Genomic DNA, 25,403 nt, shown 5'->3' with positions numbered 1-25,403 from the left:
TGCCGGCATTCGCGGACGTGTCCAAGGCGCTGGCGCCAGCGGACGCGCTCAATCCTGGCGGATATCACCCTGGCGGATGACTTGCGCCCATTTCGCGTCTTCCTTCTTCAGGTAGTCGGCGAATTCAGCCGGCGTCGAACCCACCGGCTGTACGCCCAGGTCGTTGAAGCGTTTACGGACCTCATCCTCTTTCAACACCTGCACCAGTGTGTCGTGCAGCTTCGCCGCCACGTCATTCGGCACGCCGGCGGGCAGGAACACGCCGTTCCACTCGTAGACCTCGTAGCCCGGAATTGCCGTTTCCGCCACGGTCGGCACATTGGGCAGCAGCGCCGAGCGCTGCGGCGACGAAATCGCCAGCGCGCGCAAGCGGCCGGCTTGGACCAGAGGGTAGGATGCCGCCACCGTGCTGAACATGAAGTCCACCTGGCCGGTCATCACGTCCGTGATGGCCGGGCCGCCGCTCTTGTACGGCACGTGCACCATGTCCAGATTCAGCTTCTGCCGGAACAGCTCGGCGGCCAGGCGCTGGACCGTACCGCTGCCGCCGGAAGCGAAGTTGATCTTGCCGGGATGGGCCTTGGCCTGCGCGATCAGGTCCTTGACGTCTTTGTACTTGGAATCCGCCTTGACGATCAGGATGTTGGGCGCCAGCGAGACCAGCGATAAGGGCTTCAGCGCGTCCTTGGCGTAAGGCATCTGCGGGAACAGATGCGGATTGATGGAGTAGGGCGTGGCGTCGTACAGCACGGTGTAGCCATCGGCCGCGGCCTTGGCCACGTAGGCCGCGCCTATGGTGCCGCTGGCGCCGGGACGATTTTCCACCACGACACTGGTATTCAGTTTGGCGCCCATGCGCTGCGCCAGCAGGCGCGCGAGCGCGTCCGCCGAGCCGCCCGGCGCGTAGGAAACCACCAGTGTGATCGGACGCTCGGGGAAAGCCGCCTGCGCCGTTGCGGCGCCGCCCAATGCGGCGACCATGGCGACCGCGCGTGCCGCGTTCAGGATGGACGATGAGAATATTCCTCGAATGGCTGACATGAATGTCTCCTTTTGATGGTATGGAATGCGCCGGGCCCGCTGTCCCGGCATTGCCTGCCTATTGCCTGCCTATTGCCTGCCTATTTGCCGGCCACGCCCCGCAGCCGCGCCAGGGGGAGCCCGGCATTGGGCGCCGACGCGGTAAGGATGGAGCCGGATACGGATTCGGTGCAGAAGATCGTGCGGCGATCCGGCCCGCCGAACGCGATATTGGTGGTGGACATGCCCTTGGGACTGCGCCAGACGATGATCGGCTCGGCGCGATGATTGAGCAGCCAGACATAGCCCAGTCCTGGATTGCAGACCAGCAGGTTGCCTTCGCTGTCCACGGCCACCCCATCCGGTCCGCTGGGACCGTAGGACGTGAAAAACCGGCTGACCTTGCTGACGCTGCCGTCGATCATCAGCGGCACTCGCCAGACGCAATTGCCGCGCGTCACCGCCAGGTACAGCACGCGGCCGTCGGGCGACAGGGCGACGCCGTTCGGGCTGGGCACGTTGTCCAGCATCAGATCGAGCTGGCCGTTGCGGCGCAGGCGATAAAGGCGTCCGGTGGGATCATGCAGCCCGCTCTGGCCCTGATCGGTGAAATACAGATTGCCTTCGGCGTCGAACACCAGGTCATTCACGCCGCGGAAGCGTTCGCTGTTGCGGCGTTCCAGGTAGGGTTCGACGGCGCCGGTGGTGACATCCAGCATTATCAGGCCGTTCTTGTAGTCGGTGATCAGCAGACGGTTGGTGGCCAGGAACTTCATGCCGTTGGGTTCGCCGTCATACTCGGCGATCAGGGTCCAGGTTCCCGCCTTGTCTATCTTGAAAATCCGGCCCCATGGGATGTCCGTCACGTAGAGATTGCCGGCATCGTCGAAGACCGGTCCTTCCAGAAAGGAATCCGTCGGGGCGCCGCCGCGGTTGGCGTCGGCCCAGGCGCTGCGACGCGGCCTGCGGTACGCATCGGGCATGGCGGACCACACGTCGAAGTCGACGACGCTGGGCGGATTGATCAAAAACATCGTGGTTCTCCGTTGCGCTGCACGCGGCCGGCCAGGCCGGCGCGCGATTTATTCGGCTTTCAATCCCAGGCTCTTGGCCAGGGCGCTGTATTCATCGATCTCGTGCGACATTTGCATCCGGAAAGCGTCGCCGCACGTGCCGCGAGGCTGCATGCCCAGCGCGTCCAGGCTTTTTGCGGTTCCGGCCGCGGACGCGTAGGCGGCGGCGACCTGTTCCAGCCTCTGCCGTGCGTCGGCCGGAATGTCGGCGGGCGCGAGCACGCCGTACCAGGCTTCGGCGGCGTAGCCTTGCACGCCGGCCTGGGCGAAAGTCGGTATGTCGGGCAATTGCGGCAGGCGTTGCGGCGCGGCCACCGCCAGCGCCGTCAGCTTGCCGGACTCCACCTGCGGCAGCACCGAGCCCAGCGTCGCGAAGGAACTGTCGACCTGGCCGCCCATCAGGTCGGACACGGCCTGCGCCGCGCCCTTGTAGGGGATGTGGTTCATCGAAGTTCCGGTCAGCCGCAGGAATTGCTCGGTGACGAAATGGCCGGAGCTGCCGGTTCCGGGCGTGGCATAAGTGTGTTTGCCGGGTTCCGCCTTGAGCTTGCCCAGGAAGGCGTCCAGCGTCTTGACCGGCATCGACGGGCCGACCACCAGCACGGTCGGGCTGAACGCCACGGCGCAGATGGGCGTGAAGGAACGCAGGGCGTCGAACTTCACCCGGGTGCTGTATAGCGCCGGAATCATGGTGTGATTCGTCGCGCCGAACAGCAGCGTATAGCCGTCGGCGGGCGACTTGGCCACGGCCTCCGCCGCCAGGATGGTATTGGCGCCGGGCTTGTTTTCAACAACGAAGGACTGGCCCAGGGCCTGGCTGGCATACGACGCGAAGGCGCGTGCCACCACGTCGGTGGGGCCGCCCGGCGAAAAGCCCACGATGATGCGTACGGGCCGCTCCGGGTAGGCGGCCTGCGCCGTCGTGACGCCACCGCCGATCAGCGCCAGGGCCGCGGCCAGGAAAGGACGGGCAAGGGTCATGTTGTCTCCTCGGCGGTTCGCCGGACGATGCCGGCTTGCGCCACTACTGTTGTCGCCCGCCGCTTGGGGCCGGGCTTTGTTCGACGATGCGTTGCGCCGCCTGGGCGCTATACGGTGATGGCTATACGGCGGTGGCTGTCCATGCGGGCTATACGGTGGCGATGGGTGTTGCCGGCGAGCCGACCGCGCCTGGCAGGCGCAGCGGCGGCGCGGTCAGCAGGAAGCGGCTGCGGCCGTGCGCGCGCAGCCAGCGCGCCAGCGGCGTCAGCCACCAAAGCTCGCCCAGATGGATACCGTTCTTGAACAGGCAGTGCTCGTGCAGCGGCAGGCGCGGCCCGCGCATCGGCTGTCCTTGCTGGCCGAACTTGATCGGCTGCACCAGTTCGACGGCGGGGTTGTCGGAAATCAGGCAGGCCAGCCGGCTATCGACGATCCACTGCAACAGCCTGGCGTCATGGCCGTCCAGCCCGCTGCCCGTCGCATGCAGATGCGCGACATCGGGCGTGCCGCGCATGGACACCAGCATGTCGCCGAAACCGGTATGCAGGCAGACCATGTCGCCAGGCTCAACCACGATGCCATCCGCATCCAGCATGCGCATCAGGGCGTCGTAGCCGACGGCCTGGCGGGTGCGCCCCACGTGGTGCTCCAGGTCGATCAGGACGCCGCGGCCCTGGGCGCCGTGTTCCGCCAGATTTTCGATGCCCAGCGCGCGCGCCGAAGGGCCCGGAAATCTGGCCCAGTCGGTTACCGCGCGAGGATCCTCGGGCGCGGCGCGCAGGTCTACGCCCGCGCGGAAGCCGTTGTAGAACACGGCCTCGTCGACGCCATCGCCATCCGCGTCGAAGCGGCTGCCCATATGCGCCAGGCTGTCCCATTGCGTGGAGTACTGCGTGTTCATCAGCAGTACGTCGTCGCACACGACGTCGGTCAGCGCCGGATCTTCGCTGGCATACGACCAGCAAAAGCCCTGCACGCCGGCGCTCTTGCCATCGCGCAGCGTGGCATAGCGTTGCGGCGGCAGGCGCCGCGGATTGAGCGACATGCCGCCCGGCAGGTCCAGCGGCAGCGACAGGCAGAACGTCAGTCCTTCGCGGACTTCGGCGATGCCTTGCAGAACCTTGGCTTGGTCGACCAGGTTCATGCGCCCGCGCTGGTCGTCATCGCCGAATTCGCCCCAGGAGCTGTCCGGCGGCGCCTGTTTCCATCGTTTAGCCATGGCGTGGATTTCCTTTCAATCGCGCGACGCCCGTTGCCGCAGCACAGCGAGCGCGTTTTCCGCCGCGCCCACCCCCATCTTCACGTAGGCTTCATGCGTGACGCCGCCGATGTGCGGGCTCAGGATGATGTTGGGTTCGGACTGGAAGGGGTGACCGGCCTGCATGGGTTCGGTAGCGAAGCTGTCCAGCCCCGCGGCGCGCACCTGGCCATCGCGCACTGCCCGCAGCAGGGCAGGCTCATCGATCAGGCCGCCGCGCGCGGTGTTGACGATGACCACGCCGCGCTTGCATTGCGCCAGCGTGTCGGCGTTCACCATGCCGCGGTTTTCTTCCGTCAGCGGGCAGTGCAGCGAGATGGCGTCCGACTCGCGCCAGATCGTCGCCAGGTCCACGCCGGCAATGTCGGCGGGCAGGTCCTTGGCATACGGATCGAAGCCGATCACGCGCATCTCCATGCTGGCCGCGACGCGGGCGACCCGGCGGCCGATGGCGCCCAGGCCGATCAGGCCCAGCGTCTTGCCGGCCAGCTCCGCGCTCTTGTGCGTGGACTTGTCCCAATGCCCGGCGCGCATGCGGCTGTCTAGCTTGACCACGGATTTCACGCAGGCCAGCAGCAGCGCCACGGACTGCTCGGCGACGGCCGCCGCGTTGGCGCCCGCCGCGGCCACGACGGCGATACCGCGCGCCTGCGCGGCGGCCTTGTCTATGGTGTCGGTGCCGCTACCGTGCTTGGAAATCACCTTCAGCGACGGCGCCGCGTCCATGGCGGCCGCGCCGACCTTGCTGTAGCGGACGATGATGGCGGCGGGATCGTGTTGCCGGCACAGGGCCACGATGTCATCTTCGGTAGGCGTCTTGCCGGCATAGACCAGGTCGTAGCCGTCCAGCAGCGCCACGGCCTGCGGCGCCAGATCGGCCGCGGTCACCAGGATCGTGGGACGGCCGGGCCGCGGGCGGGCGGCGGCGCTCAAAGCGTTTCTCCTTCCTTCAGCACGCCGGCGGTGCGCAGGGCCGCGCCCAGCCACTTGGCCGCGGTGTCGCCGGCCTTGATGGCGGCGATGCGGGCGGCCTCGTCCTTGACCTTCTTGTCGGCGGCGAGGAGCAGGCCTTCTATCTTGTCGCGCTCGACCACGACCACGCCGTCGTTATCGCCGATCACGAAATCGCCAGGGTGCACGGTGATGCCGCCGACCGTGACCGGATGGCCGATGCGGCCGCCGATGTTCTTGGTCGGTCCGTTCGGGTTGGTCCCGGCCGCGAAAACCGGATAGTCCATTTCGATGATCTCCAGGCTGTCGCGCGCGGCGCCGTCCATCACGACGCCCGCCAGTCCCAGTTGCTTGCAGGCGGTCATCATGATCGTGCCCATCAAGGCGGAGCTCAGATCGCCCTTGCCGTCGATGACCAGGACGTCGCCCGGCCGCGCCAGGGAAATCGCCGCGTGGATCATCAGGTTGTCGCCCGGCCGCACTTCCACCGTGAACGCCGGCCCCGCCAGCTTCATGGAGGAATGCAGCGGACGGATGCGACCGTGCATGGCGCCGCGCCGTCCGGCCACGTCGGCCAGGATGGCGGGCTGGAAGCGCGCGGCCTGTTCGACGACGGAGGCGGAAACCCGCGGAAAATCCCTGATGATGTCGGAAGAGCTCATGGTGATTCCTTGTGGCATGAGAATGGGTCGGCGACCCATGGATTGACGGAATTGGGTCAGGCCTTGATGTGCGCGTCGCGGATCAGGCGGCCCCACTTTTCAAAGTCGGCGCGGCGCAGGGCATCCAGATCGGATGGCGGGCCGCCGGCCAGGGTGATGCCCAGCTTGCCGGCGAGCTCGGCGATGCCGGGATGGCGCAGAGCCTGTCCTATGGCCGTGTTGAGGCGATCGATGATGGCCGCGGGCGTGCCGGCGGGCGCGAACACCGCCTGCCACTGTTCGACGACGAAGTCCTTGTAGCCTTCCTCGGCCATGGTGGGCGTGTCGGGCAGGGCGGCCAGGCGCTGGGCGGACGTCACCGCCAGGGCGCGCAGGGCGCCGCTCTTTACATGCGGCAGCGCGGCGGCCGCCGGCGCGAACATGAACTGCACCTGACCGCCCAGCGTGTCCTGCAGCGCGGGCGTATCGCCCTTGTAGGGAACATGCAGGAACTTCGCGCCGCTCTGTTGCTGCAAGAGTTCGCCCTGCATCTGCAGGATGGTCCCCGTCCCGCCGGACGCGAACGCCAGCTTTCCGGGGGACGCGAGCGCGGCGCTCACGAGATCCTTCAGCGTGGCATACGGCTGCGCGGCGCCGACCACCAGGATGTGCGGAATGGTGCCGAGGGTGATGACGGGCGCGAAGGATTCGATCGGGTCGTAAGGGAGCTTGCCCATGATGTGCGGCGCGATCGCCTGCGGCCCGATGGACGTGCCCAGCAAGGTCAGGCCGTCGGGCGCGGCGCGCGCGACCAGCGCCGCGCCGATGGTGCCGGTGGCGCCGGGCTTGTTCTCCACGATGACCGTGGTCGCGAGCGGGCCGTTCAACTGTTGCGCGATGCTGCGGCCCAGCACGTCGGTGCTTCCGCCCGGCGGGTAGGGCACGACCCAGGTGATAGGCTTGCCCGCGGGCCATGCGTCGGTTGCGCCGGACGCCGCGCGGGCGCCAAGCGCGCCGGTGGCCAGCACCGCGGCCGTGGCCAGGAAGCGCCGGCGGCCGGAGCGCGGGTGGTCGGATGCGGTCATGATGTCTCTCTCTATTCGAGTTGTTTTTGCATGTCCGCTCGCTGTCGCGTGCGCGGACATCGGCCTGTCAATCGATGCGCGCTCCGGATTCCTTGACGATCTGCCCCCAGCGGATGCGGTCGTCATGGATGAGCTTGGCGAAGGCTTCCGGCGAACTGCTGCGTACCGCGGCGCCCTGGGCCTGGAACAGCTTGCGCGTGGCCGGCGCGTCCAGCGCGGCGGCTAGCGCCTTGTTCAGCGTCGCCACCACGCCGGCGGGCAGGCCCTTGGGACCGGCAAGGCCGAACCACGTCACCGCGTCGAAGTTCTTGAACCCGGACTCCGCGAACGTGGGCACGTCGGGCAGATCGTCGCTGCGCTGGACGGAAGTCACGGCCAGCGCGCGCATGGCGCCGCTGCGTATGTGGCCGATCAGGGTGGGTACCGACGACATGTACATGTCGATCTGGCCGCCGATCAGGTCGGTCGATCCTTGCGCCGCGCCCTTGTAGGGGATGTGCGTCAGGCGGATCCCGGCCGCTTTCTGGAACATCTCGGTCGCCAGGTGGGCGACCGTGCCATTGCCTGAAGTCGCCACGTCCAGCGCGCCCGGCTTGGCCTTGGACGCCGCGACGACGTCGGCCAGCGTCTTGTAGGGCGAGTTGGCCGCCACGACCAGGACCAGGGGCGCTTCGGCGACCAGGCCGATGGGCGTCAGGTCGCGTTCGGGGTCATAGGGCAGCTTGGAGTACAGCGTGGGATTGATCGCCAGGTTGCTGGTCTGGCCGAGGACCAGCGTGTATCCGTCGGGCGCGGCCTTGGCGACCTGGTCCACGCCCAGGTTGCCGCCCGCGCCGGGGCGGTTTTCGATCACGAAGGTCCATCCCTTCATGGATCCCATCTCGTTGGCGACCTGGCGTGCCAGAGCGTCCGTGCCGCCACCGGGCGGGAAGGGCACGATCAATCGGATGGGCTTGTCCGGATAGGCCAGGGCGGCCGCGGCGTGCAGGGCGCAGGCCCCGATGAACAGAGCGGCAAAAGCACGACGTAGGAATTTCATCGTTGTCTCCAGTGTTTTTATCGAATGGGGCGAATTGTGGTCCGTTGTTCCACGTACTACAATGCCATTTCACAGTACGAGACACGTATCACTGTATGAAGCACGAAGACGCCCTCGAGAACGAGGAAGATGCCGGCCCGGAAGAGGGCGTAGTCGCCGTGCGCCGCGCCATGCGCATCCTGGAAGCTTTCGGTGTGGAGGACGCCCACCTGTCCCTGGCGGAATTGAGCCGGCGCACGGGATGCCACCGGTCCACCGTGCTGCGGCTGGCGCGCACGCTGGCCATGGACGACTATCTGGCGCAACGGGCGGACGGCAACTGGCGCCTGGCGCGCGCCGCGGGCTGGCTGGGCGCCTGCTACCAGGCCACGTTCAACGTGGTGGAAATCGTGCAGCCGGTGCTGCGCGAGCTATCCGCCGCCACCGGCGAAAGCGCCACGTTCTATGTGCGCGAAGGCAACCAGCGGATTTGCGTAGCTCGCGTGGAGGGGCCGCGGGCGATACGCCACCACGTGCGCGTGGGCGCGGCCTTGCCGCTGAACCTGGGCAGTCCGGGGCGCGTGCTGCTGGCATTCTCGGGCGAGCCCGACGAGCCCTATGAGTCGATACGGCGGGCGGGTTACATGATGTCGCTGGGTGAGCGCGATGCGGAAGTTTCCAGCATTTCCGCACCGGTTTACGGGATCAACTGGAGCCTGGTCGGCGCCATCTGCATCTCGGGGCCCTTATCGCGGCTGACCGGGCAGCTGCTGTTGGAGCACAAGGATCACATCCTGTCGGCGGCCAGCCGCCTGTCGCGCGCGATGATGGGCGTACGGCAAGGGCAGCCGCGCTAGGACGCGGCGCATGCCGCCGGCCTATTGCTGCCTTTGCCCGTTCACCCCCCGGACGCGTCAATAACCCCGCTGCCGGTCGACCTGCCCTAGCAAGGGCTGTCCCGCGCGCGCCCGGGCAATGTTGGCCGCGACGTGCGCGGCCGCCGTCCCGGGATGCGTCATGCTCGCGTTGTGCGGCGTAATGGCGATATCCGGGCGTGTCCAGAACGGGTGATCGGCCGGCAGCGGCTCGACGCGGAACACATCCAGCGTGGCGCCGGACAATAGGCCGGCGTCCAGCGCCGCCAGCAGGTCCGCTTCCACCAGGTGCTCGCCGCGCCCGACGTTGATCAGGTACGCGCCGCGCGGCAAACGCCCGAACGTCTCGGCGCACAGGATGTTTTCCAGCTCGGCCGTCAGCGGCAGCAGGTTCACCAATATGTCCGTACGCGCCAGGAAATCGTCCAGGCCGTCGGCGCCGGCGTAGGCCTCGATGCCGGCCAGCGACTTGGGCCGCCGGCTCCAACCCGCGACCTCGAAGCCCAGGCCCTGCAAGGCGCGCGCGCAGGCGCTGCCCAGTTCACCCAGGCCCATGATGCCGACACGGCCGCCGGTGGACTCCGGCCGCCGCCAGGCCCGCTCGCGCTGGAACGCGCGCATGGCATCCCAGCCGCGATGCCGCTGCAGCACGGCCATGCAGACGTACTGCACCATGCCCGTGGTCAGCGATGGGTCCACCATGCGGGCGACGGGCAGATGGGCGGGGACCGTGGCGTCCTTCAGGATGTGGTCCACCCCGGCGCCGAGCGAGAATACGGCGCGCAGATTTGGAAAGCCGGCGATCACGCCGGGGTCGGCGGCCCAGCTCAGTACGAATTCGACGTCCTCGGCCGGACCGGTGTCCGGCCATACGCGCACTTCCACATCGGGACAGGCGTGCCGCAAGGCTTCGAGCCATTGCGCGGTCGGGGCGGTCTTGCGTATCAATACCAGGCTCATGCGGCCGGCTCCTTGGTGGCGGGGGATGGGAAGCGGTCCACCGCGTAGGCGGCCGCATAAGGGAGGGCGTCCCGCCCCTGGATCAGTTCGCACAGGACTTCGCCCACCGCCGGCGAAATCTGGAATCCCGCGCCGGAAAACCCGAAGGCATGCAGCAGGCGCGGAGCGCGGCGGCTGTAGCCTATGACCGGATTCTTGTCGTCGAAGTAGCCTTCGCGGCCCGACCAGAAACGGATGATGTGCGCGTGGCGCAGCCCGGGCAGGATGCGCGGGGCGTTGCGGCCCAGCGCGGCGATGGCGTCCGGGCCGGGGCGCGCGCGTTCGCCCGGCAGGCCTGTGCCGAAGCCTCCGCCCATGACGACATTGCCGCGCGCCACCTGGCGTCCGTAGAAGCCGCCGCCTTCCACGCCGATGGACACGCCGACCAGCGGCGCCAGCGGCTCGGTCACGGCCATGGTCGGGTATTTCACTTTCATCGGCACATGCTCGCCGAACCAGGCGGCCACCTGGGCGCCCCAACTGCCCGCCGCGTTGATGACGAAGGTGGCGAGCACCTCCGTGCCGGCATGCGTGCGCAGCAGGAAGCGTTCGCCTTGCGACTCGATGCCCGGTACCCGTTCGCCCTGCACCAGCAGCGCGCCGGCGCGGGCCGCCGCCCGCGCATAGGCGGGCGCCACCAGGCGCGGATTGGCCTGGCCGTCCTCGGGACACAGCGAGCCGCCGATGACCTCGGGCCCGAACATGGGAAACCGGCGGCGGAAGGCCGCGCCATCCAGTATCTGCAATCCCAGGTCGTATGCCGCGGTGCGCCGGCGATAAGCTTCCAGCGACGCCAGGTCGGCATCGCTGCGCGCCAGTTTCAGGTGCCCGGTGCGTACGTATTCGCCGTCCACGCCTATCAGCTCGCCGAGGCGCGGCCAGATATCGTGGGCCCGCTGCGCCAGCGGCAATTGCTCGATGGCGCGGCCCTGGCGCCGCACGCCGCCGAAGTTCACCCCGCTGGCTTTCGCGCCCGGTGCATCCTGATCGATCAGCACGACATCGATGCCCGCCTGGCGCAGCGCCAGCGCGGCGGCCGAGCCTATCAGGCCCGCGCCCAGCACGGCGACCTCGGTCGCGATGCGTTTCATGGCGCGTCGCCTCCCAGCTCCGACAGCGCCAGGGGCTTGACGGGCGCCTGCGCGCGCAGGCGGCCGGCGAGTTCCACGCCGCCGCAGGCGCGGCCCAGCATTTCGGCGGCGCCAGCCTGGCACATGCGGCCCTGGCACATGCCCATGCCGACGCGGCTCAAGGCTTTCAGGCGATTGATGTCGCGGATGCCATGCGCGCCGATAGCGGCCGCGGCCTCGGCCACCGTGATTTCCTCGCAGCGGCATAACGTTGTGTCGCCATCGCGCAGCAGGTCCGCCGCGTCGGGCAGGGGAAAAGCCTGTTCCAGCGCACGGCGGAACCGGCGCGAACGCGACAGGCGCCGTTCCAGGGTCCGCGCCCGTGCGCCGTCCACGGCCATGCCCATATCTTCCAGCAGGGCCAGGGCGGCCCGCTCGCCGGCCCACTCCGCATGGTCCGCGCCGGCGATGCCCGCGCCGTCGCCGGCCAGGTATACGCCAGGCACCGATGCCCGGCCCGCGCCGTCCCGCCGCGGCAGCCACGCGCGATTCAATGGATCGAAGTCGAAGGCGCAGTCCAGCAGATCGGCCAACTGCGTTTCCGAGCGCAGGCCGAAGCCCACCGCCAGGGCGTCGCAAGCCAGTTCCCGCGTCTTGCCGCCGACGCTGAAACGCAGGCCGTGCAGCGTGTCTCGGCCATGGGCCTCGCGCAGCCGTGCGCCGCGATGGATGGGGACGCCCCGGGCATGCAGCCAGGCGGCGTAATACAGGCCTTTGGCCAGTACGGCGGGACGCGCCGCCAGGCCAGGCAGGGCGCTCGCCTGCGAGGTCCAGGGCGAGGTATCCACGACGGCCGCCACCCGGGCGCCGGCGCGCGCGTACTGATAAGCGACCAGATATAGCAAAGGCCCCGTACCGGCGAAGACGATGCGGGGCCCCAGTACGCAATCCTGCGACTTCAACGCGACCTGCGCGCCGCCCAAGGTATAGACACCCGGCAAGGTCCAGCCGGGAAAAGGCAGCACGCGGTCCGTCGCGCCGGTGGCAAGCAGCAGCCTGGCATAACGCTGGATGCGAGGCTGGCCGCTTTCCAGCACGTGCAGCAAGCCAGGGCCGGCGTTCCATACCAGGCTTTCCGCGTGATAGTCGGCCTGGCGCGCCAGTGCGTCGCCGGCGTCATGGATCGCGGTGGCGCGGCGCCATTCGAAGCCATAGCGTTGGCGCGGCGCCGTATCGCGGCCGGCGGGCGGCCGGCGGTAAATCTGGCCGCCGGCGCGCGCGCCTTCATCCAGCACGACGGGACGTACGCCGTGGCGCAGCAGGGTCTGGCCCGCGCGCACGCCGGCCGGGCCGGCGCCCACGATAACCACGGGCCCATCGGCAGCCATGGCGTCAGCCGGGACGTTCATGGCCGCGACTCCGGCGCATCATTGCGCGGGGCGGCCACGCTTGCGGCGTTATCCGGGACGCGCGCGCCCATACCGTCGGGGCCCGCGCGCGCGATGTCCGCGTCATCGGGGCAGAGCAGGGCCATGCCCTCGCGCAGCAAGGTCGAACAAGCGCGCACCGATCCGCCTTCCGCCGTGCGTACCCAGCAGTCCTGGCAGGCACCCATCAGGCAGAAGCCGGCCCGTGGCTGCCCGCTGAATGGCGTTGCGCGCAAGGCCGCGCGCCGTGCGAGCAGCACCGTGAGCACCGTGTCGCCGGCGCTCGCATGATGCTCGACGCCGTTGACGGTAAAGCTCAGCCGCGGCGTGCCTGGATCCTTGACCCGCCGCAACCGGGCCATGCTGGCCGCGGGCTTCATCGCACACCGTACAAGCGTTGCGCCAGGCGCTGGTACTCGGCCACTTCGATATCGACGCGTCGCGCCGGCCAGCCCAGCGCACGGCCCAGTTCGGCGGCGCTGGCGGCGATATCCGTCAGGCCCAGGTCCGCATCCCAGAGACGGCCGCGGCGGCGCGCCAGATAATCTTCCAGCGTCACGACGTGTTCGTCGGCGGGGGCGTCAGGCCATGCGTCCGGCACGGCCGCGACGGCGCCGCGCGGGGATGGGCCGAGCCGCGCCTGCAAGGTCCGCAGCAGATCCGCGCCGGTGCGGCGATGCGCGCCCAGCGAGCCATTGCTCAACGCATAGGCGCCGGGCAGGCCGTCGTCGGTCATGTCGTAGATGCGGCGCGAGCGGTGCCCCATGGGGAGCGCGGCATCGAAAGTCAGCGGCCTGACGCCGGCCCAGGTCGAAACGATGTCCCGCCGTCCCAGCTTCAATGCCGGGAACAGATGATTCACTTCGCCCAGGATGAAGTCGACGTCGTCCTTGTCGCAATAGACGTCGTCCAGGTCGCCTTCGTACAAAGTCTCGGTCGGCCCGAAGAAATGCAGGTCGCGCCACGGCATGCAATAGAAGGGGCGGTTGCGCGTGGACATCGCCGCGAAGCCCTGGCCGCGGCAGGATGCGGGCAGGCGGAAAACCAGGTGCGCGCCCTTGGTGCCGGTGATCTTGCGCGATACGGGCTTGCCGGCCAGGGCGTTCACCTGGTCCACCCATACGCCGCCCAGGTTCATGACGGCGCGCGCGCCCACCGTCGCCTGGCTGTCCTCGACCGCGTCGCGCAATCCTATGGTCCAGTGGCCGTCCTGCTGGCGCAGGGACGTCGCCGCGGTGTAGTTGCGCACGACCGCGCCCATGGCCTGCGCCTGCATGGCCAGGTCCACCACGGTGCGCTCCGGCCAATCGAACTGGTATTCGGTGTAGGACGCGATGCTGGCGATGCGTTCCGGCCGGGCGATGAAGCCCGCGAAGGGATTTTCCGCGCGTGCCTGCGCGGCCGGCGCACGGCGATAGTCCAGCGGCACCTTGCCGTCGGAAACGGCGCCCAGGATGCCGAAGGCCACGTCCACCATCCACGGCGCGTAGGGTCCATCCTTGAACAGGGGATAGTGCATGCGCAGCGGCTTCAGGCCCGCCTTGCCGGATCGCACCAGCTCGCTGCGCACGGCCATCGAACGCTTGATGGTGCGCACCGCGTCCAGGAAACGGCCCGGATGGCGCAGGAAGGTGGTCACCGGGCCGCCGGGCATCAGGTACCGCAGCCCGCAGTGCAGCAGCCGGCTGGACCGGGCGCTGGATCCGGAGCCGTAGTCGGCCTTGTCGACGAGCAGGACACGATAGCCGGCCTGCGCGGCGGCATGGGCGGCGGCCGCGCCATTGATGCCGGCGCCGATGATCGCGATGTCGAAATCCCGGCCCTCCAGGGCCTGTAGTGCTGGACGCATGATGGTGGGCGCGCCGCGGCGCTTATTTGTTCAGGGACGTTTTTTCGGTGATCAGCGGGCCATAGGACAGCGAACCTTGCAGGTCGTAGCCATAGTCCAGGGACTTGCGGCTGGCCCAGACGATCTTCTGTTCGAAAAGCGGAATCGCGCAGACGGCGTCGACGATCTTCTGCTGGGCCTGCTTCCACAGCGCCTTGCGCTTTTCCAGATCCAGTTCCTTGCTTGCCGCGACGATTTCGGCATCGGCGGCGTTGCAGTGGGCGAAATTGGCCGCCGCGGTCGGCTGCCCGATGGCGCTGCTGGAGAGATAGAACTCTTTCAGGTAGTTGTCCGCGATGGGAAAGCGCGAGGACGCGTAGATCACCATGTCGCTCAGGTCCTTGCGGATCTGCTGGTGGTAGGTCGCGTGCTCCACCACGTCCATGTCCATCAGGACGTTCACTTTCTTCAACTGGGCCTGGATGATCTGCGCCGGCCCCAGGGTGGCGGCATTCTGCGTCTGGATGACCTTGAACGTCAGGCCGTCGGGATGGCCGGATTCCTTGAGCAGCGCCGTGGCCCTGGCGGGATCGTATCCCGGCAGATGCACGCCGGGATCCGCGCCCAATGTGGCGGTGGGGATGACGCTGGGCGAATCCGCGGCCACCAGCTTGCCCTTGAAAATGACGATGCGGCTGGGATCGATGGCATAGGCGATGGCCTGGCGCACGCGCAGGTCATCGAACGGTTTGCGCGACGTATTCAGGAACGCCAGGCCCTGGTAGGCGGGCTCGATGATGTCCAGCTTGGTGTCGGCGCGGTCTTTCATGCGCTCGGCCCAGCGCTGGTCCTGGCGGCCATAGACCAGGTCCAGTTCGCCGGACTCGTAGGCCAGGTCGCGGCTGGCGTCGGAACGGATGTAGCGATAGACGACCTGGTCTATCCTGGGCGCGCCGCGGAAATACTGTTTGTTGGCCTTGAAGGTCACCGACTGGCTGGCCTGGTAGGCCTCGAACTCGAAGGGCCCGGTGCCGACCGGCTGCAGGCGGAAATTTTCGCCGCGCTGCTCCACCGCCTTCTTGCTGACGATGAAACCACCCTGGTATCCCACCAGCGTGTAAAGCAGGTCCGCGGAGGGCTCTTTCAGCGTAATGCGCACCGTGCGCGCATCGACTGCTTCCACCTTTTCGACGTTGGCGAAGTCCGACGCGAACGAAGAGGTCTTGGGGTCGCGCGCCCGGTCCAGCGAGAACACCACGTCCTCGGCGGTCATTTTGCCGAAGCCGGCGTGGAACTGGACATCCTGCCGCAGGGTGAAAGTCCAAACCTTCTTATCCGCGGAGACCTCCCACTTTTCGGCCAGGTCGGGCTCGATGTTTTCCAGCGATACCGAGCCCGGCTTGAAGCGCGTCAGGCCGTTGTACAGCCACGGCATCAATATCTTTTCCTGCGTGGCCGAGGCGCGGTGCGGGTCCAGGGTCGCCAGGTCGGATGCCGCCATGCCGACGTTCAGGACCTGCGCGGCCAGCGCCTGGCCGGGCGCCAGCGTGGCCATACCCGCGCCGAGCAGAGCGGCGAACAGCGCGGCGTTCTTGATGCGTGCAATCGACATAACGGCTTCCCCTTGCGATGGTTGATGCGTGGTGATGACGGTTTTGTTTATTCGGCGGGCGCCGCCGGCGGCGCGGACTCCTGCAACGGCACGGCCGCGACCACCCACAGCACTTCGGCCTTTTCCTGGCCCGGATTGCGCCAGCGATGCGGCGCCTTGCTGTGATAGCGGAAACTGTCGCCCGGTTGCAGCGTGAAGCTTTTGTCCTCGATCCAGAGCTCCAGCGTGCCGGCCAGCACCAGGCCGACCTGTTCGCCACGTTCGATGGTGAACAACTCCTCGCCGGTGGAACCGCCGGGCTCGATGTACGCGCGATACACGTTGATGCCGGCCGACGGCTGGGGCGTGATGATGACTTTCTCGATGCCTTTTTCCGGCGCCTTCAGCGACGGGTGGCTGCCCGCGCGCGCCACCACGCCTTTTTCGTCCGCCGTGGGCGAGTTGCCGAACTCCAGCAGGGTCGAGCTGGGAATGTTCAGGGCATCGGAAATCACGCGCAGCATGCGCACCGACGGCGAACTGATGCCGCGTTCCACCTGGCTGAGCAGGCCTACCGAGATCTGGCACATCTCCGACAGCTTGGAAATGGACAGGCCCTGCTGCTTGCGGGCGCGGCGGATCTGCTGGCCCAGCCACAGGTCGGCGACGCTACGGGCTTCATAGGAGGCGGAGGTGGGAGGCATGACGCTCCAGCGGTATTGAGACAGGCGAATTCTTCCATTCGTGATGGAATCACGCAAGTGAAAATTTCATATTGACGATGGGTTCATGTGGATGGCAGTATTCACGCATTCCCGATTCCGGGTCGCGCCGGGTGTCGACCGACCGCGCCATGGCCGCGGCGCCGGACCGGACAGGCGCCCGCGCGCTGGCGCCGGCGCCCAGGCCCAGGCCGTCGGCCCGGCCCCCAAGACGTGACGTACCGCTATGAGATACAGGAAAGAACCGTGTTGCTGTATGTGCTGAAACGGCTGCTGATGGCGGTTCCCACGCTGCTGGGCGTCTTGACCATTGTTTTCGTCATCGTCCGCATCGCGCCCGGCGATCCGGCGATCGTCATCCTGGGCGAGAACGCGACCCGCGCGGCCATCGAGCAACTGCACCGGCAATTGGGGCTGGACCTGCCGCTGTGGCGCCAGTACCTGGACTTCATGGGGTCGGTGCTTACCGGCGACCTGGGCCGCTCCATGATCACCAACCGGCCCGTGCTGTCGGAAGTGGCGCGGGTACTGCCTTACACCATCGAACTGACCGTGGCGGCCATCGTCATCGGCGTGGCGGTCGGCCTGCCTTTGGGCGTGATCGCCGCCCGCTACCGCAATCGCGCCCTGGACTTCGCCATCCGCTGCCTGTCCCTGCTCGGGCTATCCTTTCCGGCCTTTATCTCGGCCATTCTTCTTCTGCTGCTGTTTTCCATACAGCTTAAGTGGCTGCCGGTGATCGGCGAGGCCAGCTATGCGGACCCGGGCAAGCGCGCCGCCGCGCTGGTGCTGCCGGCGCTGAACCTGGGCCTGATCATGGTGGCCTACATTACGCGCGTCACCCGTTCCAGCATGCTGAACGTCATCGGCGAGGACTACATCCGCACCGCGCGCGCCAAGGGCGTGCCCGCGCGCTTCGTGGTGTGGCGCCACACGCTGCGCAATGCGCTGATCCCCATCGTCACCGTGATCGGCCTGTACCTGGGTGTGCTCATCGGCAACTCCGTGTTGACGGAAATCGTCTTCAACCGTCCCGGGCTGGGCAAGCTCATCGTCATCGCGCTGAACTCCCGCGACTATCCCACCCTGCAGGCCATGCTGGTCATCTACGCCTTCGTCATCGTACTGGCCAACTTGCTGACCGACCTGATGTACGGGGTCATCGATCCCAAGGTGCGCAACCAATGAGCGCTGTCGCCGTTACCTCTCCATCGCGAGCCGCGCGGCTCCTGCGCCTGTGCTGGCGCCGCAAGGCGGCCAGCGCCGGCGCCATCGTCACGCTGCTGGTGGTCCTGGCGGCCGTCTTCGCGCCCTGGCTGACGCATCTGGACCCGAACGAACAGGACATCGCCTCGCAGTTGATGGGCCCCTCCGCCGAGCACATGCTGGGCACGGACACCTATGGACGCGACGTCTGGGCGCGGATCCTGTACGGCGCGCGGGTCTCGCTGTTCATCGGCGTGGCGTCGATCGCGGCGGCAATGCTGATCGGCGGCTTGCTGGGCCTGGTCGCGGGCTACAAGGGCGGACGCACCGATCGCGTGATCATGGCGGTGATGGACATGATGCTGTCCTTTCCCAGCCTGGTCATGGGACTGCTGGTGGTGGCGGTGCTGGGGCCGTCCATGATCAACCTGATCATCGCGATCTCCTTCACGGCCATCGCGCCTTTCGCGCGCATCGCGCGCGCTCCGACCCTGGCGGTGCGCCAGCGCGATTTCGTGGAGGCGGGCAGGGCGTTGGGTTATTCGGACCTGCGACTGATGCTGCGCCACATACTGCCCAATATCCTGGACGAAATCCTGGTCCTGGGATCGCTGTGGCTGGCCACCGCCATCCGCACCGAAGCGTCGCTGAGCTTCATCGGCCTGGGCGTGCGCCCGCCGACGGCAACCTGGGGCGGCATGATACGCGACGGCTTCGAGAACATGCTGGACGCGCCTTGGCTGGTGGTTTTTCCCAGCATCGCCATCCTGGTCATCATGATTTCGCTGAACCTGCTGGGCGACGGGTTGCGCGACGCCACCGATCCGAAACTGCGCAATGAATAATTCCCCGCACAACGCCGACGCGCCCGTCCTGTCCGTCAGCGGGCTTACCACTGAATTCCGCATCAAGGGCCAGTGGCATCCCGCGATCCGCGACCTCAGCCTGCAGGTCGGCCGCAACGAGACGCTGGCCATCGTCGGCGAGTCGGGTTGCGGCAAGAGCATTACCGCGCTGTCGGTCATGCGGTTGATCAATCCCGCGCAGGGCAGGGTGGCCGGCGGCGCGATCCACCTGGACGGCCAGGACCTGCTCGCGCTTTCGGAGCCGCGGATGGAGAAGGTGCGCGGCAACACGATGGCGATGATCTTCCAGGAACCGATGACTTCTTTGAATCCGGTGATGACCATCGGCAGCCAGATCGCCGAGTCGGTGCGCTTTCATCGCCGCGCCTCGCGCGAGCAGGCGCGTGTGCGCGCCCTGGAACTGCTGGAATGGGTGCGCATCCCGGCGGCCGCACGGCGTTACGGCGATTATCCGCATCAGTTCAGCGGCGGCATGCGCCAGCGCGTCATGATCGCCATGGCGCTGGCCTGTGAACCCAGGCTGCTGCTGGCCGACGAGCCCACCACGGCGCTGGACGTGACGATACAGGTGCAGATACTGGCCCTGCTTGCCGAGCTGAAGGCCTCGCGCGACATGGGCATGGTGTTCATTACGCATAACCTGGGCGTGGTCGCGTCCATCGCCGACCGCGTGGCCGTGATGTACGGCGGACGCATCATCGAGCAGTCGGACGTGCAGTCCCTGTTCGACCGGCCCACCCATCCCTACACCGAGGCCTTGCTGCGTTCCATGCCGCGCGTGGACCGGCCTCGCGCCGACCTGCGCCCCATTCCCGGGCAGGTGCCGCCTATCACCGTGGAAACGCCTGGCTGCCGCTATGCCGATCGCTGTCCCCTGGTCCAGCCGCGCTGCCGCCAGGCGGTGCCGCCGCTGGCGCCGGTGGGCGGCGACCCCGCCCACCTGGCGCGCTGCTGGGTCCGCGCCGACGCCACTGGCCTGGGGGGCGTCGCATGAGCATGAGCGCGCCGGGCCGCCCCAAGCGCGAATCCTCCCTTGGGGAGGAAGTCGCGCAGCGACAGGAGGGCACTTCATTTCTCGCGCCGGGCCGCCCCAAGTGCGAATCCTCCCCTGGGGAGGAAGTCGCGCAGCGACAGGAGGGCACGTCATTGAATCCCTTGCTGGAAGTTCGCAACTTGTCCAAGGAATTCGTCGTCAAGCAAGGCTTTCTGGGCGGCAAGAAGGCCGTCCTGCATGCCGTGCACGACGTGTCCTTCGACGTACAGGAAGGCGAGGCCTTCGGCATCGTCGGCGAATCCGGCTGCGGCAAATCGACCGCCGGCCGCAGCCTGCTGCGCCTGATCGAACCGACCGCCGGAGAAGTGCGCTACAAGGGCGAGAATATCGTCGACTTCGACCGCGCGCGCCTGCAGGCCCTGCGCCGCGAAATACAGATCATCTTCCAGGACCCCTATGCATCGCTGAATCCGCGCATGACGATAGGCGCGACCCTGGAAGAACCCATGCTGCTGCACGGCGTGGCCACGCGAGCCAATGTGCGCGCCAAGGTGGAAGCCGCCTTGCTGGAAGTAGGCCTGCCGGCACAGGCCATGCATAAATACCCTCACGAGTTCTCCGGCGGCCAGCGCCAGCGCGTAGGCATCGCGCGCGCACTGGCGCTCAATCCGCGCCTGATCGTCGCCGACGAGCCGGTATCGGCGCTGGACGTATCCATCCAGGCCCAGGTCCTGCTGCTGATGGAAGCCCTGCAACGCAGCCGCGGCCTGAGCTTCGTATTCATCTCGCACGATCTGGGCGTCGTCCGCCATTTCTGCAATAACGTCGCGGTGATGTATCTGGGGCGGGTGGTCGAGAAAGGGCCGGTCGACCCCTTGTTCGAAACGCCGCTGCATCCCTACACGCAGGCGCTGCGCGCGGCCTCGCCCGTGCCCGATCCACGGCAGAAAATCACCATCGCCAAGATAGACGGCGACATCGCCTCGCCGCTATCGCCGCCCAGCGGTTGCCATTTCCATCCGCGTTGTCCCAAGGCCATGCCGGTCTGCAAGGCGGAATATCCGCCGTTGCGAACCGTGGCGCCCGGGCGCCAGGTGGCATGCCATCTTTATCCGGCGCCGACCGGGCCGGCCGCTAGCTGACATAAATGTAATCGAGCGCCGCGCGCGATCTGGCAACATTCCCCCAGTCTCAACGCGCGCGGTCGCACGCGCGCCTGGCCAGCTTGCATGCCGGTCAGGCCGCATTGCCGTGCGCCGCTTTCCGGATCGCCGCAATCTCGATGCAATCGCCAATTTCCCGACGCAGGTTCGTCAAGGCGCTGGGCGCCACCGGCTTGATGGGCGGCCTGGGCCTGTGGGACAGCGCCCAGGCCGCCGATAACGACGGCCGGCCCGATGTCCTGACGGGCACCGAATTCGACCTATCCATCCAGGAGACGCCGGTCGATTACACCGGCAAGCGCCGCAAGGCATTGACCGTCAACGGCGGCATACCCGGTCCCATCCTGCGCTGGCGCGAGGGCGATATCGTCACGCTGCGGGTCCGCAACCAGTTGCGGGAGATGACCTCCATCCATTGGCACGGCATCGTGCTGCCCGCCAATATGGACGGCGTGCCGGGCCTGAGCTTTCACGGCATCGACCCCGGCGGCACGTACGTGTACCGGTTTCCAGTCCGGCAGAACGGTACCTACTGGTACCACAGCCATTCGGGCTTCCAGGAGCAGGCCGGCGTGTACGGCCCCCTGGTCATCCAGGCCAGGGACCCGGAACCGTTCACCTACGATCGCGATTATGTGGTGATGCTGTCCGACTGGACGGATGAGGACCCCGACGCCATCGCCCGCACGCTGAAAAAGCAGGCCGACTACTACAACTTCCACAAGCCCACCCTGGTGGACTTGTTCAGGGACGGGGAGTCGAAGGGGTGGGGCGCGACGCTGGACGACCGCATGATGTGGGCGCGGATGCGCATGAATCCCACCGATATCGCGGATGTCAGCGGGTCCACCTATACCTATCTGATGAACGGACGCGCGCCGGAGCCGGGCTGGACGGGACTGTTCCGGCGCGGGGAGCGGCTGCGCCTGCGCTTCATCAATGGTTCGTCCATGACGTATTTCGATGTGCGCATCCCCGGCCTGAAAATGACCGTGGTGGCGGCCGACGGCCAATATGTCCAGCCGGTCAGCGTGGACGAATTCCGCATCGCCGTGGCGGAAACCTACGACGTGCTGGTGGAGCCGGATGCGGAAGACGCATACACCGTGTTCGCCCAGTCGATGGACCGCACCGGCTACGCCCGGGGCACCCTGGCGGTCTCCGCCGGGCGGACGGCGCCCGTCCCGGCCATCGATCCCCGGCCGCTCGTCACCATGGACGATATGGGCATGGGCGGCATGGACCACGGCGGCATGGCGAACATGGATGCCGCCCCGGACGACTACACCCCGATGCAGCCCCCGCCGGGCCCGGGACAGGACCCGGGCTCCGGCGACATGCAGGGCATGGACCATGGCCAGTCGCACGACATGCCGGACGCGGCCCACGGCCAATCGGCGGAGATGACCCAACCGGCGGATATGGCCGGCATGGATCACGGCGCGATGCCGGGCATGGACGCCATGCAGGGCCATCCGGCATCGGAGAGCGGCAATCCGCTGGTGGACATGCAGACCATGAACCCGGTCCCCAAGCTGGACGACCCGGGCATGGGCCTGCGCGGCAACGGGCGGCGCGTGCTGACCTATGCGGATCTGCGCAGCGCCTTCCAGGATCCCGATGGCCGGGACCCGGGCCGCACCCTGGAGCTGCACCTGACCGGCCATATGGAGAAGTTCGCCTGGTCCTTCGATGGCGTGAAATTCTCGGATGCCAGTCCGGTGATACTGAAATACGGCGAACGCATCCGCCTCGTCCTCGTCAACGACACGATGATGAGCCATCCCATCCACCTGCATGGCATGTGGAGCGATCTGGAGGATGAGCACGGCAATTTCCTGGTGCGCAAGCACACCATCGACATGCCGCCGGGCTCGCGGCGCAGCTACCGCGTCACGGCCGACGCCCTGGGTCGGTGGGCGTACCACTGCCATCTGCTTTACCACATGGAAATGGGCATGTTCCGCGAAGTCCGGGTGCAGGAATGAAGCAGGCCATCGCAAGCACATTCCGGCGCGTGTTCACCCCCAAGGGCGCGTGGGCGTCGGCCATCATCGTGGCGCTGGGCTGCGCCGCGGCGCAAGCGCGCGCCCAGGCAAGCCCGCCCGTTGAGGCCGGCGCGCCGACGCAAAGCCGCACGCCCATTCCGGCGCCGACGGACGCCGACCGCAAGGCCGCCGCCTACGAAGGGGGCGGCCATGTGGTCCATGACAAGGCGATCAACTACCGGTTCCTGTTCGATGAGCTGGAATGGCAGGATGCCAGGGACGGCAGCGCGCTGAACTGGGACTTCACCGGCTGGGTGGGCGGCGACGTCGACCGCCTCTGGCTGCGCTCGGAAGGGGAGCGCGGCAACGGCAGGCTGGAGCATGCGGAAGCGCAGGCCTTGTGGGGGCATGCGATCACGCCCTGGTGGGACCTGGTCGGCGGCGTCCGCCAGGACTTCAAGCCCGGGCCTTCGCAGACCTGGGCGGCTTTCGGCATCCAGGGCACGCCCTTGTACAACCTGGAATCGGAAATCACCGGCTTCGTCGGCGACAGCGGCCAGACGTCGCTGCGCCTGAAGGGGGAATACGACATCCTCATCACCAATCGCCTGATCCTGCAGCCCATGGCGGAGGTCAACTTCTACGGCAAGAACGATCCGGCCCGCGGCATGGGCGCCGGCCTGGGCACTTCCGAGCTGGGGCTGCGCCTGCGCTACGAAATCCGGCGAGAATTCGCCCCATACATCGGCGTGACCTGGAACCGGTCGTATGGCAATACCGCGGATTTCGCGCGCGCCGATGGCGGCAGCCGGAACGAAACGCGCTTCCTGGCCGGCGTGCGGATGTGGTTTTAAGGGAAATATCCATGACTACCATGCCTTCGACTTTCCGTGCCGTCGTGCTTGTCGCCGGCCTCGCCATCGCGGGTGCGGCGCAGGCGCATCCCAAGCTGCTCTCGTCCACGCCCGAGGCGCAGGCCCAGGGCGCCGCCCCGGGACGGATCGAGCTGCATTTCTCCGAGCCGCTGGTGGCGCAATTCTCCGGCGCCAGGCTGGTCATGACGGGCATGCCCGGCATGGGCGCCCATGCGCCGATGGCGATCAAGTCCGGCGTGTCCGCCGGCGCCGATCCCAAGACCATGGTCGTCGTTCCCGCGCAGCCGCTGGTTCCCGGCACATACCGGGTGGAATGGCGCGCGGTGTCGTCCGATACCCACCCCGTGACGGGAAACTTCTCCTTCCAGGTGAAGTAACCCGATGGATGGCAGTCTCCATGTCCTGGTCCGCTGGGCACTGTACCTGGACCTGGCCTTGACGGCGGGCCTTCCGCTGGCGGGGCTTCTGGCGTTTCGCCGGCACGCCGCGCGGGTGGCGCTGGTGCTGGGGCTGCGCCGGCTGTTGATTGTCCTGGCGGTCCTGGGACTGCTGCTTTCACTTTGCCATTTGGCGATGCTGGCCCAGGCGATGAGCGGCGCGGCCGCCATGACGGACCTGGACGGCGAGGTCTTTGCCACCGTGCTCGGCCACACCGACGCGGGAACCGCCTGGTGGATACGCATCGCGGCGTTGTGCGCCATCGCACTGCTGGCCTTGCGCGCCCGCTCGCGCGCCGGCTTGCCGATCCGGTCGCTTTCCACGTTGGGAGCGGTGTCGCTGGCCACCGTCGCCTGGACCGGACATGCGGCGATGGACGAGGGCGCGCGCGCCTACCTTCACATGGCGGCCGACATCATCCACCTGATCGCCGCCGCGGCCTGGATAGGTGCGCTGGCGGTATTCGCGCTGCTGCTGCGTCCGCGCCAGGCGGCGTCGCTGCCGCGACTGCGGCTGCTGCACCTGGGGCTGTCGCGCTTTGCCTGGCAGGGGACGGCCATTGTCCTTGCCCTTACCGGCACCGGCGTGGTGAATTACTGCCTGGCCGCCAGCCCGCGCCTGTCCGGATTGATGACCACGCAATACGGGCTGCTGCTGCTCGCCAAGCTGGCCCTGGTCGCGGCCATGATCGGGCTTGCGGCCGGCAACCGCTATCGCCTGGTGCCGGCGCTGGGGCAGGCCATCGAAGCCCGCCGGGCGACTGCCGCGACCTCCGCATTGCGCTGGAGCGTCCTGCTGGAAGCCGGCGCCGCCACGGCGATACTGGCTATCGTCGCGTGGCTGGGGATGCTGGATCCATCGCCGCCTTCATAACCGCGCCGCGGCGGCGCGGGATCTTTTCAGGCTTGCGCCGCCATGGATCGGCACGCCTCGGCGCAACGCTGGCAAGCCTGGGCGCATTGCTGGCAGTGGTCCATCGGGTGCTGTCCGCATTCGTCCGCGCAGCTCGAGCAGATCTCGGCGCACAGCGCGCATACGCGTCCGGATAGTTCGCTGCCGCGTCCCATGACGGCCGCCGCGAAGCGACAGGCCTGCGCGCAGTCCAGGTCCAGCCGGATGCATCTTGCCATCTGCCCGACGTCCTGCTCGCGCAGGCATGCCGTCGCGCACATGTCGCAGGCCGCGGCGCAGGCATAGCACTCACGGATGCAATTTTCGAATTGCTGGGCGTTCATCGTCGTCTCCCTTAAGCTGCGCGGGCCCCATGCCGACGCAGGATGGAAACGGCAACGCAGCACCCGCCGTGCCGCCTAAGCGGCGTGCAAGGCGTTGTT

The 25,403-nt window shown here is 67.7% G+C and carries 25 protein-coding genes; 9 read left to right on the top strand and 16 right to left on the bottom strand.

The genetic code is table 11. The features are described 5' to 3' along the window. Positions 1 to 48: 48 nt before the first annotated feature. The 8 genes from ACNA0R_RS17020 to ACNA0R_RS16985 all read right to left on the bottom strand — a co-directional run bounded on the left by ACNA0R_RS17020 (position 49) and on the right by ACNA0R_RS16985 (position 8,048). Entirely contained in the window at positions 49 to 981 is a 933-nt protein-coding gene (locus tag ACNA0R_RS17020) for a Bug family tripartite tricarboxylate transporter substrate binding protein (protein ID WP_415827327.1), read from the bottom strand. Positions 982 to 1,121: 140 nt separating this feature from the next. Beyond that, positions 1,122 to 2,054 carry an SMP-30/gluconolactonase/LRE family protein gene (locus tag ACNA0R_RS17015; RefSeq protein WP_415827224.1) on the bottom strand — a complete coding sequence of 311 codons (933 nt, stop codon included), beginning with the start codon at positions 2,052 to 2,054 and terminating at the stop codon, positions 1,122 to 1,124. Positions 2,055 to 2,102: 48 nt separating this feature from the next. Then, positions 2,103 to 3,074: a Bug family tripartite tricarboxylate transporter substrate binding protein gene (locus tag ACNA0R_RS17010; protein ID WP_415827223.1), complete on the bottom strand. Its 972-nt coding sequence runs from the start codon at positions 3,072 to 3,074 to the stop codon at positions 2,103 to 2,105. Positions 3,075 to 3,222: 148 nt separating this feature from the next. Then, on the bottom strand, positions 3,223 to 4,293 hold the full coding sequence (locus tag ACNA0R_RS17005; RefSeq protein WP_415827222.1) for a cyclase family protein: 1,071 nt from the start codon (positions 4,291 to 4,293) through the stop codon (positions 3,223 to 3,225). 15 nt (positions 4,294 to 4,308) lie between these two features. After that, positions 4,309 to 5,265 (bottom strand): hydroxyacid dehydrogenase, encoded by a 957-nt coding sequence (locus ACNA0R_RS17000; protein WP_415827221.1) that lies wholly within the window; start codon positions 5,263 to 5,265, stop codon positions 4,309 to 4,311. Beyond that, positions 5,262 to 5,945, bottom strand: a complete 684-nt coding sequence (locus ACNA0R_RS16995; protein WP_415827220.1) for an RraA family protein — start codon at positions 5,943 to 5,945, stop codon at positions 5,262 to 5,264. Before ACNA0R_RS16995 ends, ACNA0R_RS17000 begins: the two co-directional genes overlap by 4 nt. Before the next feature lie 56 nt (positions 5,946 to 6,001). Beyond that, entirely contained in the window at positions 6,002 to 7,009 is a 1,008-nt protein-coding gene (locus tag ACNA0R_RS16990) for a Bug family tripartite tricarboxylate transporter substrate binding protein (RefSeq protein ID WP_415827219.1), read from the bottom strand. Positions 7,010 to 7,076: 67 nt separating this feature from the next. After that, positions 7,077 to 8,048: a Bug family tripartite tricarboxylate transporter substrate binding protein gene (locus tag ACNA0R_RS16985; RefSeq protein ID WP_415827218.1), complete on the bottom strand. Its 972-nt coding sequence runs from the start codon at positions 8,046 to 8,048 to the stop codon at positions 7,077 to 7,079. A 95-nt stretch (positions 8,049 to 8,143) separates the two neighbouring features. Here ACNA0R_RS16985 and ACNA0R_RS16980 point away from each other — a divergent pair, with 95 nt between their 5' ends. Further along, positions 8,144 to 8,884: an IclR family transcriptional regulator gene (locus ACNA0R_RS16980; protein WP_415827217.1), complete on the top strand. Its 741-nt coding sequence runs from the start codon at positions 8,144 to 8,146 to the stop codon at positions 8,882 to 8,884. Positions 8,885 to 8,941: 57 nt separating this feature from the next. Here the strand turns inward: ACNA0R_RS16980 and ACNA0R_RS16975 are convergent, their stop codons facing one another. From ACNA0R_RS16975 to ACNA0R_RS16945, 7 genes are read right to left on the bottom strand one after another with little or no spacing between them, the layout of a single operon-like run. Continuing rightward, positions 8,942 to 9,862, bottom strand: a complete 921-nt coding sequence (locus ACNA0R_RS16975; protein ID WP_415827216.1) for a 2-hydroxyacid dehydrogenase — start codon at positions 9,860 to 9,862, stop codon at positions 8,942 to 8,944. Next, entirely contained in the window at positions 9,859 to 10,992 is a 1,134-nt protein-coding gene (locus ACNA0R_RS16970; RefSeq protein ID WP_415827215.1) for an NAD(P)/FAD-dependent oxidoreductase, read from the bottom strand. The genes ACNA0R_RS16975 and ACNA0R_RS16970 overlap by 4 nt, the downstream gene beginning before the upstream one ends. Beyond that, entirely contained in the window at positions 10,989 to 12,380 is a 1,392-nt protein-coding gene (locus tag ACNA0R_RS16965) for an FAD-dependent oxidoreductase (RefSeq protein ID WP_415827214.1), read from the bottom strand. Before ACNA0R_RS16965 ends, ACNA0R_RS16970 begins: the two co-directional genes overlap by 4 nt. Continuing rightward, entirely contained in the window at positions 12,377 to 12,778 is a 402-nt protein-coding gene (locus ACNA0R_RS16960; protein WP_415827213.1) for a (2Fe-2S)-binding protein, read from the bottom strand. The genes ACNA0R_RS16965 and ACNA0R_RS16960 overlap by 4 nt, the downstream gene beginning before the upstream one ends. Continuing rightward, positions 12,775 to 14,247, bottom strand: coding sequence for an FAD-dependent oxidoreductase (locus tag ACNA0R_RS16955; RefSeq protein ID WP_415827212.1), 1,473 nt, complete (start codon positions 14,245 to 14,247; stop codon positions 12,775 to 12,777). Before ACNA0R_RS16955 ends, ACNA0R_RS16960 begins: the two co-directional genes overlap by 4 nt. 22 nt (positions 14,248 to 14,269) lie before the next feature. Beyond that, positions 14,270 to 15,838, bottom strand: coding sequence for an ABC transporter substrate-binding protein (locus ACNA0R_RS16950; protein WP_415827211.1), 1,569 nt, complete (start codon positions 15,836 to 15,838; stop codon positions 14,270 to 14,272). A gap of 47 nt (positions 15,839 to 15,885) precedes the next feature. Next, positions 15,886 to 16,521: a helix-turn-helix domain-containing protein gene (locus ACNA0R_RS16945; protein WP_415827210.1), complete on the bottom strand. Its 636-nt coding sequence runs from the start codon at positions 16,519 to 16,521 to the stop codon at positions 15,886 to 15,888. 264 nt (positions 16,522 to 16,785) lie between these two features. Between ACNA0R_RS16945 and ACNA0R_RS16940 the strand changes: the two genes are divergently transcribed. The 8 genes from ACNA0R_RS16940 to copD all read left to right on the top strand — a co-directional run bounded on the left by ACNA0R_RS16940 (position 16,786) and on the right by copD (position 24,942). After that, positions 16,786 to 17,727, top strand: a complete 942-nt coding sequence (locus ACNA0R_RS16940; protein ID WP_415827209.1) for an ABC transporter permease — start codon at positions 16,786 to 16,788, stop codon at positions 17,725 to 17,727. Further along, a complete protein-coding gene (locus tag ACNA0R_RS16935; protein WP_415827208.1) occupies positions 17,724 to 18,590 on the top strand; it encodes an ABC transporter permease in 867 nt (288 codons plus the stop codon). The genes ACNA0R_RS16940 and ACNA0R_RS16935 overlap by 4 nt, the downstream gene beginning before the upstream one ends. After that, positions 18,583 to 19,605, top strand: a complete 1,023-nt coding sequence (locus ACNA0R_RS16930) for an ABC transporter ATP-binding protein (RefSeq protein ID WP_415827207.1) — start codon at positions 18,583 to 18,585, stop codon at positions 19,603 to 19,605. Before ACNA0R_RS16935 ends, ACNA0R_RS16930 begins: the two co-directional genes overlap by 8 nt. Beyond that, positions 19,602 to 20,747, top strand: coding sequence for an ABC transporter ATP-binding protein (locus ACNA0R_RS16925; protein WP_415827206.1), 1,146 nt, complete (start codon positions 19,602 to 19,604; stop codon positions 20,745 to 20,747). The genes ACNA0R_RS16930 and ACNA0R_RS16925 overlap by 4 nt, the downstream gene beginning before the upstream one ends. A gap of 140 nt (positions 20,748 to 20,887) precedes the next feature. Next, a complete protein-coding gene (locus tag ACNA0R_RS16920; protein ID WP_415827205.1) occupies positions 20,888 to 22,756 on the top strand; it encodes a copper resistance system multicopper oxidase in 1,869 nt (622 codons plus the stop codon). Further along, positions 22,753 to 23,610 carry a copper resistance protein B gene (locus tag ACNA0R_RS16915; RefSeq protein ID WP_415827204.1) on the top strand — a complete coding sequence of 286 codons (858 nt, stop codon included), beginning with the start codon at positions 22,753 to 22,755 and terminating at the stop codon, positions 23,608 to 23,610. Before ACNA0R_RS16920 ends, ACNA0R_RS16915 begins: the two co-directional genes overlap by 4 nt. 11 nt (positions 23,611 to 23,621) lie before the next feature. Continuing rightward, entirely contained in the window at positions 23,622 to 24,008 is a 387-nt protein-coding gene (gene copC / locus ACNA0R_RS16910; protein WP_415827203.1) for a copper homeostasis periplasmic binding protein CopC, read from the top strand. Positions 24,009 to 24,012: 4 nt separating this feature from the next. Further along, positions 24,013 to 24,942, top strand: coding sequence for a copper homeostasis membrane protein CopD (gene copD / locus ACNA0R_RS16905; RefSeq protein ID WP_415827202.1), 930 nt, complete (start codon positions 24,013 to 24,015; stop codon positions 24,940 to 24,942). Between the two features lie 26 nt (positions 24,943 to 24,968). Here copD and ACNA0R_RS16900 read toward each other — a convergent pair whose 3' ends face one another. After that, positions 24,969 to 25,304: a four-helix bundle copper-binding protein gene (locus tag ACNA0R_RS16900; RefSeq protein WP_415827201.1), complete on the bottom strand. Its 336-nt coding sequence runs from the start codon at positions 25,302 to 25,304 to the stop codon at positions 24,969 to 24,971. Positions 25,305 to 25,403: the final 99 nt, after the last annotated feature.

This window comes from Bordetella sputigena (genome assembly GCF_965137885.1).
Lineage (GTDB): Bacteria > Pseudomonadota > Gammaproteobacteria > Burkholderiales > Burkholderiaceae_B > Bordetella_C > Bordetella_C sputigena.
The sequence above is the reverse complement of the archived record's forward strand: the minus strand, read 5'-3'. Positions and strand labels throughout refer to the sequence as shown.